Here is an 11,701-nt window from a genome sequence, read left to right on the forward strand (position 1 = left end):
TTCACTCCCTCCTAGCGCTTGTTCTTGCCGGTACGGCGACGACGGACAATGAGCTTGTCGCTCGCCTTGTTCTTGCGGGTGCGGCCCTCGGGCTTGCCCCACGGGCTGACCGGGTGGCGACCACCGGAGGTCTTACCCTCACCACCACCGTGCGGGTGGTCGACCGGGTTCATCACGACACCACGGACGGTCGGGCGCTTGCCCTTCCAGCGCATACGGCCGGCCTTGCCCCAGTTGATGTTCGACTGTTCGGCGTTGCCGACCTCACCGATCGAGGCGCGGCAGCGAACGTCGACTCGACGGATTTCGCCGGACGGCATACGCAGCGTGGCGTAGGTGCCTTCCTTACCGAGCAGCTGGATGCTGGATCCGGCCGAGCGGGCCATCTTCGCGCCGCCACCCGGGCGGAGTTCCACCGCGTGGATGGTCGTACCCGTCGGGATGTTGCGCAGGGGCAGGTTGTTGCCGGGCTTGATGTCGGCGCCGGCACCGGACTCGACCGGTGCACCCTGGAACAGGCCCTTGGGGGCGATGATGTAGCGCTTCTCGCCATCCGCGTAGTGCAGCAGGGCGATACGCGCGGTGCGGTTGGGGTCGTACTCGATGTGAGCGACCTTGGCCGGCACGCCGTCCTTGTCGTTGCGACGGAAATCGATCAGCCGGTAGGCGCGCTTGTGTCCGCCACCCTTGTGCCGGGTGGTGATACGACCGTGTGCGTTACGTCCACCGCGTCCGTGGAGCGGGCGAACCAGCGACTTCTCGGGGGTCGACCGAGTGATCTCGGCGAAGTCCGAGACGCTCGAGCCACGACGGCCCGGGGTAGTCGGCTTGTACTTACGGATTGCCATGAGTCTTCTCGTCCTCTATGTCTCGTCAAGTCCCGGCGCTTACGCGACCGGTCCTCCGAAGATCTCGATGGGCTTGCTGTCGGCCGAGAGGGTCACGAGCGCGCGCTTGGTGTCCTTGCGCTTGCCGTAACCGAACCGGGTCCGCTTGCGCTTGCCCTGACGGTTGGCGGTGTTGACGCTGGTCACGGTGACGCCGAAGATCTTCTCGACGGCAATCTTGATCTGCGTCTTGTTCGAGTCCGGGTGCACCAGGAAGGTGTAGGTGCCTTCCTCGATCAGTCCGTAGGACTTCTCGGAGATGACCGGGGCGAGCAGGATGTCGCGGGGATCGGCGATGGTGCTCACTTGCCCTCCTCCTTGTTCTCTTCCTGGGCGGTCTCGGCGGGCCCGTGGATGAACGCGTTGAGCGCCTCGACGCTGAACACGACGTCATCGCTGTTGAGCACGTCGTAGGTGTTGAGCTGGTCGGGTGCGATGGGGTGCACGCCGTCCAGATTCTGGACGCTCTTCCAGGCCGCGATGTCCGCGCGTCCGACGACGAGCAGGACCTTCTTGCGATCCGAGATCTCGCCGAGGAAGGTGCGGGCGGACTTCGTGGACGGAGTCTGACCGGCGACCAGTTCGGTGATCACGTGGATGCGCTCGTTGCGTGCCCGGTCGGAGAGGGCTCCGCGCAGGGCGGCGGCCTTCATCTTCTTGGGGGTCCGCTGGCTGTAGTCGCGCGGCTGCGGGCCGTGGACGGTGCCACCACCGGCGAACTGCGGTGCACGGGTCGAGCCCTGACGAGCGCGGCCGGTGCCCTTCTGGCGGTACGGCTTCTTGCCACCGCCGCGAACCTCGCCGCGGGTCTTGGTGGAGTGGGTGCCCTGACGTGCAGCGGCGAGCTGCGCGACGACAACCTGGTGAAGAAGCGCGATGTTGGCAGGCGCGTCGAAGATCTCCGCGGGGAGATCGACGGTGCCGTTGGTCTTGCCGCCGGCGACCTTGACGTCCAGCGTCAGCTTGGTCGTCGATGTCTCGGTGCTGGTCATGCTCGTGCACCACCCTTCACTGCACTCTTGACGATCACGAGGCCACCCTTGCGGCCGGGGATCGCACCCTTGATCAGCAGCAGGCCGTTCTCGGCGTCCACCTTGTGAACGGAGAGGTTCTGCGTCGTGATGCGGTCGCTACCCATGCGGCCGGACATGCGCATGCCCTTGAACACACGGCCCGGAGTGGCGCAACCACCGATGGAACCGGGGCGACGGTGAACGGCCTGTGCACCGTGCGATGCACCCTGACCGGCGAAGCCGTGGCGCTTCATGGTTCCGGCGAAGCCCTTACCCTTGCTGGTTCCGGTGACGTCGACGTAGGCGCCGTCCTCGAAGACCTCGGCGGTAAGTTCCTGGCCGACCTCGTACTCCGAGGTGTCGGCAACGCGGAGCTCCACAACGTGGCGGCGCGGGGTGACGCCGGCCTTGGCGAACTGGCCGGAAGTCGGCTTGTTCACCTTGCGCGGGTCGATGGCGCCGAACGCGAGCTGCACGGCGCTGTAGCCGTCACGCTCTTCGGTACGAATCTGGGTCACGACGTTCGGTCCGGCCTTCACGACGGTGACCGGAACGACCCGGTTGTTCTCGTCGAAGACCTGGGTCATGCCGAGCTTGGTGCCCAGGATTCCCTTGATCTTGGTATCAGTCATTGTTTTTGTCTCCGCCGCGCTCACTGAATGTTGACGTCGACGCTGGCCGGAAGGTCGATGCGCATGAGCGCGTCAACCGTCTTGGGCGTCGGGTCGAGGATGTCGATAAGCCGCTTGTGAGTACGCATCTCGAAGTGCTCGCGCGAGTCCTTGTACTTGTGCGGCGAGCGGATGACGCAGTACACGTTCTTTTCGGTCGGCAACGGCACGGGTCCAACGACGCGGGCCCCGGTACGGGTCACCGTCTCGACGATCTTGCGCGCTGACGCGTCGATCGCCTCATGGTCGTAGGCCTTGAGCCTGATGCGGATCTTCTGTCCCGCCACGCTTAGTGTCCTTTTCTTGCCGCGTTTCGTAGTCCCACCCGAGTCGGGCCGAACTACCTCGTCTGCACAGTCCCTTACCTGGGCCGCAACTGTCCGAACGCTAGGCGACCGGGACACACCCGATCCGCTGCCGCTGTTCATCTGTCATGGTTCTCCGGTACACGCGGTCGGGCGTGTCGCCCTCCCACTCATTCTCCGACCCGCAACTTTTCAGCTCTTCGGGCCGGGAACGCGTACCGGATGCACTCGTTTCGAGTGCCAGTAGGTACTGCTTCCGTCTTGCATGTGGCCGCGAGCAGGTCATTCGATCTACACCGCGACGTTTCACCCCACCTGTTTCGGGCCGCAAACGATCGCGTCCCAGACAAGGCAACCCGACCAGTATGCCGTACCGGGCAGAAGAGATCAAACCGGGCTCGATCACTCTCGCCGGGCCTGAAACTTACTTTCAAGTAAGATCTGGGCATGACACCCTCGAGCCCCACTTACGCCGCCTGGCAGAAGCTCCCCGACAACGCGCTCGGACACGCGCTGTTCTCCGTCGGCATGTGCATCCGCGTCCCCTACTTCGGTTCGGTGCTCCCCCGCGTCGTCGAGATGCGGCCGGGCCGTTGCGAGGTGCGGGCGCCCAAGTGGTGGGGCGTCCGCAACCACCTGGGCACGTTCCATGCGATCGCCGCGTGCAACCTCGCCGAGGCCGCCATGGGCATGCTGTCCGAGGCGACCGTGCCGTCGACCCACCGGTGGATCCCGAAGTCGATGACCGTCGACTACCTCGCCAAGGCGAACGGCCCGCTGCGCGCCGTCGCGGAACTGACAGAACTGCCGGACTTCGGCGCGATCACCACGGGCACCGACGTGGTCGTGCCCGTGCGCATCCTCGACCGCCGGGGAGCCGAGGTGGTCCACGCCGACATCACGACGTGGGTCACCCCTGAGTAGTAAGGACAGAAGTAGACAGGGACAGAAGTAGCAGGAGCGACCGGCTACGGGTCGGCGCGCATCCGACGGGGACGCGAAAGGCGCATGTCGAAGCTCACATTCGGTCCGGCGGTCGCGGCGGCGACCCGAATTGCCCTGTGGCACTTGCTCGGATCCGGAACGTCGCGGCACAGCACGATCTTCCGGCCGGACGGGATCGATTCCACCGCGGCCGCCGGGGCCGAAGTGGTACAGACGTCCGGCATTTATCGCGGACCTGTCTCGACCCGTTACACAAGATTTCAGTCCGTGTTCCGCTGGCGGGGAGGTCTTCGCCGGTCTGCTTTGATCGCCCTCTTCGCGTGACATACTCGAGGACATGCCAGCACCTGACACCGCCGTTCTTGTCGAGGGAATCGAGAAATCCTTCGGAGACGTAGCAGCGTTGCGGGGTGTCAGCTTCGAGGTGCCCCGCGGCACGGTGCTGGGCATCCTGGGCCCCAACGGCGCTGGGAAGACCACCACCGTCAACGTGCTGTCGACGTTGCTGCGCCCCGATGCGGGCCGCGCATTCGTCGCCGGGCACGACGTGGTCGAGGAGTCGGCCGACGTCCGTCGCAGCATCATGATGACGGGTCAGTACGCCGCACTGGACGAGTCGCTGACCGGGCGCGAGAATCTCGTGCTGTTCGGCCGGCTGATGGGCCTGCCCAAGGCGTCCGCGAAATCGCGCGCGCAGGATCTGCTGACGCAGTTCGATCTGCTCGACGCGGGTGACCGGAAGGTGTCCGGGTATTCCGGCGGTATGCGCCGGCGCGTCGACATCGCCTGCGGCCTCGTGATCCGTCCCGAGGTCGTGTTCCTCGACGAGCCGACCACCGGCCTCGACCCCCGCAGCCGCCAGGGCGTGTGGTCCCTGGTGTCCGCGCTCAAGGAGCAGGGCATCACGATCCTGCTGACGACGCAGTACCTCGAGGAGGCCGACCTCCTCAGCGACAACATCGTCGTGATCGACAAGGGCACCGTGATCGCCGAGGGCACGGCGGACGAGTTGAAGGCCCGGACCGGCGGAAGCTACTGCGAGGTCGTCCCGGTCAGCCTCGACGACCTGCCACGCGTCCGGGAGATCCTCACGAGCCTGTGCCCACCCGGCCGGGTCATCGAGGAAGGCACCGACCGGTTGTCGATTCCCGCCGAGCACGGCGCCCAGACCCTTGCCGAGGTTCTTCGCCGACTCGACCTCGCCGGGGTCACACTCGCCGACATCGCCCTGCGGCGCCCGTCCCTCGACGACGTGTTCCTCTCACTCACCGGCCACGTCCGCGTCGACGAGAGCCTGCCGTCGTGACGGCGCCCGCCCAGCTCGGATTCGAGCGCACCCTCGAAGGTAAGCACCGGCGGCCGCACCCGTCGAGCGTCCAGCAGTGGATTGCGCTGTCCCAGCGGAATCTGCACACGATGTGGGTGTTCGGCCAGTTCTTCATCGCAGTGCTGGCGCCGTTGATCTTCACCATCGGCTTCTATCTGCCGCTGCGTCTGGTGATGAAGTTCCAGGGCATCGACTACGCACAGTTCGTCATGCCGATCATCGTCCTGCAGGCGATGGCGTTCACCGCGATCTCGGCGGCACACCGCGCGGCCACCGAGGCGTCGAACGGCATGAATTCCCGGTTCCAGACGATGCCGGTCAAGGCGGCGGTCCCCCTGACGGCGCGCATGACCGCGTGCCTCGTGCACTCGACGATCTCACTCGTCGCCGCGATCGGCTACGGATACGCGATCGGCTTCCGGTTCTCCGGCGGACTGGGGATGACCGCGGCGTTCTGCGGGCTGGCGATGCTGATCGGGTTCACCCTCACGACGGGCGCCGACGCCCTCGGCACCCTCACCCGCAGTCCCGAGGTCACCAGTCAGGCGCTGACGCTCCCCCAGCTGATCCTCGGCATGTTCTCCTCCGGTTTCGTTCCGGTGACGCAGTTCCCCGAGTGGGCGCAGGGCTTCGTGCGCAATCAGCCCATCTCGCAGTTCTCCACGTCCATGCGTGCCATGACGGATGGCACCATCACGTTCCACCAGCTGACACCCACCCTGTTGTGGTGCGGCGGGCTGGCGCTGGTCTTCATTCCGTTGTCGATCTGGTCGAATGTGAGGCGCGGATGACCACCGAGTACCGATCCGACTCACCGGCGACGGTGACGTTTCCGGAGGTGATCGAACCCCACCCGGAGAACTCTCTCACCGCGCTGTTCTCGCACAGCCTGCTGCAGACCAAGCGCCTTCTGCTTCGCTGGGCCCGGGACCCGTACACGATGCTGCAGGCGATCGTGTACCCGGCGTTGATGTTGCTGATGTTCTGGGCGGTGCTCGGGATTTCGATCACCAAGGCCACCGGCGTGAACAGTGTCTTCGGGACCGTTCCGATGATCACGCTCGTCGGCGCGATGTTCGGTTCCATCGCGGGCGGTCTGTCATTGAAGAAGGAATGGGCGGACGGGCTCCTGAGCCGTTTCTGGGTGCTGCCCGTGCACCGCGCGTCGGGCCTGCTCAGCCGTCTCATGGCCGAATCCGTGCGGATCGTGCTCACCACCGTGCTGATCATCGCGGTCGGTTTCGCCATCGGGTTCCGGTTCAACCAGGGCATTCTCGCCGGCATCGCCCTGATGTTGCTGCCGCTGCTGTTCGGGGTGAGTTTCGCGACGATGGTGACGGCCCTCGCGGTCAACGCGGCGAAGGCGCCACTCGTCGAGATTCTCTCCCTGCTGTGCACCCTCCTGCTGTTCTTCAACTCCGGGTTCGTGCCCACCGGCGCCTATCCCACCTGGCTCCAGCCGTTCGTCGAGAACCAGCCGATGTCCTGCGCGATCGACGCGATGAAGGGACTGTCGATGGGCGGTCCCGTCGCGGAACCTCTGCTGAAGACGATCGCGTGGTCGGTCGGCGGTCTGCTGATCTTCACCTACCCCGCGGTGCGCGGTTACCGCCGGGCCGCGGGCAACCCGGCGTAGCAACCGGTCTAACGCGGGGTGTGCCCCGTCAGCGGGGGTTCGATGACCAGCGGATCGTCCGCGGCGGGTGGGCCGTAGACACCGCCGTTCCTGGTCGCGTTCTCCTGCCCGCGGTCGTCGGGTCGAGGGACGTTCACGGCGCCCCGCTGCTCGAGATACTGCTGCGACTGGCAGGTCCAGTCCAGCGCGGGCGTGCTCGGTTCCGCCTCGGTCACCAGACGGCGTGGGGCGTCGTACACGCACATCGGCCCCTGCGTTCCGACGAGGAGAAGGTCGGCGAGGCCGCCCTTCTCGATCGACGCGATCTTCGATAGTGCGCCGGGCATGATGGTCAGGCCGTACTCGAGGGAGGGGGTCCGGTCGCCGACGATCTCGGTGGGGAGAACCAGATTCGCCATCAGGGCGCCCAGGGAGTCGCGGTTTCCCGACAGCAGTGCGTCCAGGCTGGCCATCGTCTGCGGCGAGCGCCCGAGCAGGTCGACGAGTGCGGAGTCGTGGGCCCGCAACTGCTCGAGCACGCTGCGGGCGGTGCTCGCCGACTCGGGGAGGGCCGCGGTGAGTCCATCCACCGTGTCCAGGAGCGGAATGCCCTTGTTCACGATGGTCGACAGTGCGTCGGTGCGGGTTTCGAGGGTCCGGGCGATCTCGGCGGAACCGTCGAGCATGTTCTGCAGGTCGGGTCCCGTGCCCCCGAAGGCGGTGCCGAACGTGTCCGCGAGCGAGGACAGGGCGGTGACGTCCATCGAGTTCACGAGGTCCGTCGTCTGGACGAGGGTCACGTCGAGCGATCGCGGAATCCCCTCCTGCGGGACGTCGATGAGGGCCCCGTCCGCGAGGTACGGCGGATCCGCGCTGCCCGGCATGATGTCGAGCGCCTGGATACCGATCGCGTTCTCGGTGGTGATCTTCGCGGTCGACCCGGCGGACACCTGTGTGCCGGGGTGCAGTTCGATGCCGAGGACGATGCCCGTCCCCTCCTCGTTCACGTCGACGGAGCTGATCCTTCCCACTCCGACTCCGCGGTAGTTGACGGATGCACCCTGCGCGAGACCGGCGGCGTGGTCGAGCCGGGCCGTCAGGTGAATGGGGTTTCCGAACGTGTCCGGCCCGGTGACGTATCGCAGCCCGAACAGGATCGCGGCGACCGAGATGACGAGGAACAACACCAGCTGCGCCACGACGTGGCGTGTCATCATCGGACGCCTCCGCCGAGTACCTCGGGCAACGTGCGGGCTTCGGGCACCTCGAGCGGAGCCGAGCCGGTGAGCAGCTTCGCGATGACGGCGGTGACGTCGAACGTTCCGTCGAATGTCGTGTAGTCACCGGGTGTGGCGGCGGCGAATCCGCCGAGGAACGTCGCCACCGAGTTCAGGGTGGGGGCGAGTTCCGACTCGAAGCCGTCGAGGGCGGCGAGCACGGTCCCGGCGTCGCTGATCTCGGTCGACAGTGCGGATCCGGCACTGCCGAGGACGCGTTGCGCCTCACGGCTGAGCCGGGAGGCCTCCCCCATCAGCGCCGTGATCTGATCTCGTTGCGACACCAGGAGATCCAGCACCGGCGCCAGATCGGTCATCGCGCGGTCGAGGACCGGCTGCCCGGCGGCGAGTTCCGCCGCGAACGCATGGGACGCCACCATCGCCCGATCGAGTTCGTCCCGGTGGTCGTCGACGACGCCCAGCGTGTCGTTCAGCATGTCCGCCAGTTCCCGGATCTTGTCGGAGCGGCCGGTGAAGGCGGCGGTCAATTCGTTCATGATGGCGTGTATCTGGTCGATGCCGCTGCCGTTGAGCACCGTGGCCAGGGCGGCCAGCCCGCTTTCGATGTCGGGGCCGCGCGACGTCTGCGCCGGCGGGAGCACGTCGCCCTCGCTCATCGGTGCGCCGGCCGCATCCGCGACGTCGAGTCGGATGAAGGGATTACCGAGGGCCGTGGGCAATTCGATGCGTGCCGTCGCGTCCCGCGGAATCGGGACGTCGTCGCGGATCCGCATCTCGACCTCCGCGGTGAAATCCCGGGTCGACACCTCCGAGACACGGCCCACCACTTCCTGTCCCACCCGGACCTCGGCGCCGGGCACGACACGATCGACGCCGTCGAACTGCGCGGTGATTTCGTAGGACGGACCGTCCGGTGAGCGGCCCACCGACAGTTCCTGCAGGCTCAGCGAACAACCGGCGGCGGGCAGCGTCGCGCCGACGATCAGCGCCGCCGTCAGCGACGTCGTTCTGGTGCGGATCGTCATCGTCCTCCGACCATGAGTTCGCGCAGCCCGAACGGGTCGGACATGCTGGGCGGAAACTGAATCGGGTTGGTGATTCCCGCTCCCCGGCAGAGGATCGGATCCACCACCGCGCAGAGCGGCGACGTCGGCTCGGCCTGCGCCAGGTTGGTGGAGATGTTCAACCGGATGCGGGCACGCTGGTCGGGAGTGACCGCGCGCTGGATGTTGTCGATCAGCAACGGCACCAGGTCCATGATCTCGGCGAGGTCGGTGTCGTGTCGCTGCAGCACCTCGCTCACCCCCGCCAGATCGTCGATGCCGGCGGCGATGTCGCCGCCCCGGGCGGACACGAGGTGGTCGATCTGATTCAGCAAGGCGGACAGCTGGTTCACCGTGTCGCCGATCGCGAACTGCTGCCCGGCGAATTCGTCTCCGATGGCGGTGAGCGACCCGGCGAGGGAGTCGACCTGCGCCTGACGCGCCGAGATCGTGTCGACGAGTATCTCGAGGTTGTCGACGAGCGCTCCGACGTCCGCGCTGTTTCCCGCGATCACCGAACTCGCCTGCGACAGTGTGCGGATGGCGTCGTTCATCGCGGGACCGAGCCCGTCCGTGGACGCCGCGGCTGCCGAGATCGCGGCGCCGGCGTCGCCGCCGTCCGGGCCGAGGGTCTTGACGACGGTGTCGACGCTGTCCATCAACTGGTCCCAGGTGATGGGCGAATGACTGCGTTCGCGGGGAATGGTCTGCCCGCTCTCCAGCACCGGACCGCCGGTGTACGCGGGACCGAGTTCGACGAAACGCTCCCCGATCGCGGAGGACACCAGCACGTACGCGTGCGCATCGGCGGGCACCACGACGTCGGACGCGATCGACATCGTGACCGTCACCACCCCGCCCCGCGGTTCGACGGACCCGACGGTGCCGACGGGCACGCCGAGCACGGTCACCTCGGTGCCGGGGAACACGCCGTTGACGTAGGCGAATTCGGAATGAATCACGGTGGAGGAGGTGCGGAAGATCAGCAGCCACCCGGCCACGACGATCGCCACCACGAGGACGAGCACGCCGCCGATCCCGACGACCCGGCGTGCGGTTCCCGCGTTCACGAGCATCCCGTGATCAGTCCGACGACGCAGAGCAGGTTGTCGGCGATCACGGCCGACGGCGCCGACACGTCGGCCCAGTCACCGTTTCCGGTCGCGTTGACGAGCGCCCTCGCCGCCGGTGCACCCGTGGTGAGCAGTGCGTCGAGGTTGGCGAGGTTCGCGTCGAGTCGCTCCGTCACCTGCCGCGCGTTCGCGAGCAGTGAGTCGAGTTCGGCGGTGTTCTCCCCCAGGAACTGGGACGCCTGCGCGATCAGGGCCTGGAGATCGTCGACCATCCGGCGGATCGCCTCGCGCCGGGTGGCGAGCGTGTTCATCACGACGTCGGCGTTGCCGAGCAGGGTGGTCAGCTGATCCTGCTGACCGACCAGCACGTCGGTGAGGGTTCGCGAGCTGTCGAGCAGTTGCGTGACCTGATCCGCGTTCTTCGCCAGGATCGCGGACGCCGCACTCACCCCGGACAGTGCCTCCCGGTTGAGGGTCGCGTCCTGCGGCACCGTGTCCGTCACGACGGTGAGCATCTTCTGCAGTCCGCCGAGGTCGAGGTCGTCCGCCGTCTCGAGCGCGGACGAGCCGATGTCGTCGAGCGAGTACGGAACGCTGGTGCGGCTCAGGGGAATCACTCCGTCGTCGCCCAGGCCGCCGGGCCCCGACGGTGACACGTCAAGATACCGCTTGCCGAGGATGGTCGACAGTTTGACGCCCGCGGACGTCGTCGACCCGAGGTGACGCGCGCCGTCGAGCCGGAAGTGGACGACCACGTGATCGCCTGCCAGGTCCACCGCGGTCACCCGGCCGGCGGGCACCCCGGCCACGTACACGTAGTCGGAATCGGTCAGGCCTGCGGCGTTCGCGAGTTCGGCGGTGTAACCGTCGGTTCGCACACTGAAGCTCACCCGCGGGATCACGAGAACCAGGGCCAGCGCCAGCGTCGCGGCGAGGATTCCCACGATTCCGACGATCAACGGGTTGACGGGCCGCACCCGCTGGTTTCCGGCCAGCGCGTCCCAGACGTCGCGCACCGTGTCGGTGACACTCATTGGCAGTACCTCGAATGCAGGTCGGGACCGAGGGCGCCTTCGCGACCGTCGACGTTGACGATGAACGTGCACAGGTAGATGTTGAGCCAGGAACCATAGGAGCCCGAGCGGTCGACGGAAGCAAAGAATTGCGGCATGGCCACCATCAGGTGATCGAATTCCGGGTCGGCACCGACCATCGCCCCCGTCAGCGATTCGAGTCGGTTCACCGTGCGGCCGAGTTCCGGAACCCGCCCGTCGACGATCTGCAGCGCCGAGCGGCTCACCGCCGCACTCTGATCGAGGGTGTCCATGAGAACCTCGTTGTTCTCGGCGAGCATCCCGCTGAACTGGGTGAGGCTGTCGACGAGGTGGGACAGTTCCGGACCGCGGGCCGCCGCCGTTCCCACCACCACCTCGAGGTTCGCGATGAGATCAGCGATCAGCTGATCGTGATTCGCGAGGGTGCCGGTGACGTCCGCGACCCGGCGCAGCAGCGTTTCCATGCTCGTCTTCCGGCCGTCGAACACGGCGACGACTTCGGTGGCGAGTTCGTTGACCTGCTTCGGGT

At 66.8% G+C, this 11,701-nt stretch carries 14 protein-coding genes; 4 read left to right on the forward strand and 10 right to left on the reverse strand.

Features of this window, described 5'->3' with window-relative positions; genetic code table 11:
- Positions 1 to 11: 11 nt before the first annotated feature.
- The 5 genes from rplB to rpsJ are packed head-to-tail and all read right to left on the reverse strand — an operon-like array spanning position 12 to position 2,858.
- A complete protein-coding gene (rplB, locus tag AC1DWT_RS35710; RefSeq protein WP_015889918.1) occupies positions 12 to 848 on the reverse strand; it encodes a 50S ribosomal protein L2 in 837 nt (278 codons plus the stop codon).
- 39 nt (positions 849 to 887) lie between these two features.
- On the reverse strand, positions 888 to 1,193 hold the full coding sequence (rplW, locus tag AC1DWT_RS35715; protein ID WP_005239632.1) for a 50S ribosomal protein L23: 306 nt from the start codon (positions 1,191 to 1,193) through the stop codon (positions 888 to 890).
- Entirely contained in the window at positions 1,190 to 1,879 is a 690-nt protein-coding gene (gene rplD, locus AC1DWT_RS35720; protein WP_072945699.1) for a 50S ribosomal protein L4, read from the reverse strand. The genes rplW and rplD overlap by 4 nt, the downstream gene beginning before the upstream one ends.
- Entirely contained in the window at positions 1,876 to 2,532 is a 657-nt protein-coding gene (gene rplC, locus AC1DWT_RS35725) for a 50S ribosomal protein L3 (RefSeq protein ID WP_009479366.1), read from the reverse strand. The genes rplD and rplC overlap by 4 nt, the downstream gene beginning before the upstream one ends.
- Before the next feature lie 20 nt (positions 2,533 to 2,552).
- Positions 2,553 to 2,858 carry a 30S ribosomal protein S10 gene (gene rpsJ / locus AC1DWT_RS35730; protein WP_003938093.1) on the reverse strand — a complete coding sequence of 102 codons (306 nt, stop codon included), beginning with the start codon at positions 2,856 to 2,858 and terminating at the stop codon, positions 2,553 to 2,555.
- A gap of 465 nt (positions 2,859 to 3,323) precedes the next feature.
- Here rpsJ and AC1DWT_RS35735 point away from each other — a divergent pair, with 465 nt between their 5' ends.
- The 4 genes from AC1DWT_RS35735 (at position 3,324) to AC1DWT_RS35750 (ending at position 6,784) form a co-directional block, all read left to right on the forward strand.
- The gene (locus AC1DWT_RS35735) at positions 3,324 to 3,800 is read left to right on the forward strand and encodes a hotdog fold domain-containing protein (protein ID WP_477924279.1); all 477 of its coding nucleotides are present in this window, start codon (positions 3,324 to 3,326) and stop codon (positions 3,798 to 3,800) included.
- Positions 3,801 to 4,158: 358 nt separating this feature from the next.
- Positions 4,159 to 5,127 (forward strand): ATP-binding cassette domain-containing protein, encoded by a 969-nt coding sequence (locus AC1DWT_RS35740; RefSeq protein ID WP_072945692.1) that lies wholly within the window; start codon positions 4,159 to 4,161, stop codon positions 5,125 to 5,127.
- A complete protein-coding gene (locus tag AC1DWT_RS35745; protein WP_072945690.1) occupies positions 5,124 to 5,939 on the forward strand; it encodes an ABC transporter permease in 816 nt (271 codons plus the stop codon). Before AC1DWT_RS35740 ends, AC1DWT_RS35745 begins: the two co-directional genes overlap by 4 nt.
- Entirely contained in the window at positions 5,936 to 6,784 is an 849-nt protein-coding gene (locus AC1DWT_RS35750) for an ABC transporter permease (protein ID WP_072945688.1), read from the forward strand. Before AC1DWT_RS35745 ends, AC1DWT_RS35750 begins: the two co-directional genes overlap by 4 nt.
- An 8-nt stretch (positions 6,785 to 6,792) precedes the next feature.
- Here the strand turns inward: AC1DWT_RS35750 and AC1DWT_RS35755 are convergent, their stop codons facing one another.
- From AC1DWT_RS35755 to AC1DWT_RS35775, 5 genes are all read right to left on the reverse strand, one after another.
- Positions 6,793 to 7,980, reverse strand: a complete 1,188-nt coding sequence (locus tag AC1DWT_RS35755; RefSeq protein ID WP_072945686.1) for an MlaD family protein — start codon at positions 7,978 to 7,980, stop codon at positions 6,793 to 6,795.
- Positions 7,977 to 9,026, reverse strand: a complete 1,050-nt coding sequence (locus AC1DWT_RS35760; RefSeq protein WP_477924282.1) for an MCE family protein — start codon at positions 9,024 to 9,026, stop codon at positions 7,977 to 7,979. Before AC1DWT_RS35760 ends, AC1DWT_RS35755 begins: the two co-directional genes overlap by 4 nt.
- On the reverse strand, positions 9,023 to 10,120 hold the full coding sequence (locus tag AC1DWT_RS35765; RefSeq protein ID WP_477924284.1) for an MCE family protein: 1,098 nt from the start codon (positions 10,118 to 10,120) through the stop codon (positions 9,023 to 9,025). Before AC1DWT_RS35765 ends, AC1DWT_RS35760 begins: the two co-directional genes overlap by 4 nt.
- Positions 10,111 to 11,151 carry an MCE family protein gene (locus AC1DWT_RS35770; RefSeq protein ID WP_477924286.1) on the reverse strand — a complete coding sequence of 347 codons (1,041 nt, stop codon included), beginning with the start codon at positions 11,149 to 11,151 and terminating at the stop codon, positions 10,111 to 10,113. Before AC1DWT_RS35770 ends, AC1DWT_RS35765 begins: the two co-directional genes overlap by 10 nt.
- Positions 11,148 to 11,701, reverse strand: a 554-nt coding sequence (locus tag AC1DWT_RS35775) for an MCE family protein (protein ID WP_477924287.1), incomplete at its 5' end; no start/stop codon positions are given. The genes AC1DWT_RS35770 and AC1DWT_RS35775, both read right to left, overlap by 4 nt.

The organism is Rhodococcus sp. P4_B6, from assembly GCF_056402215.1.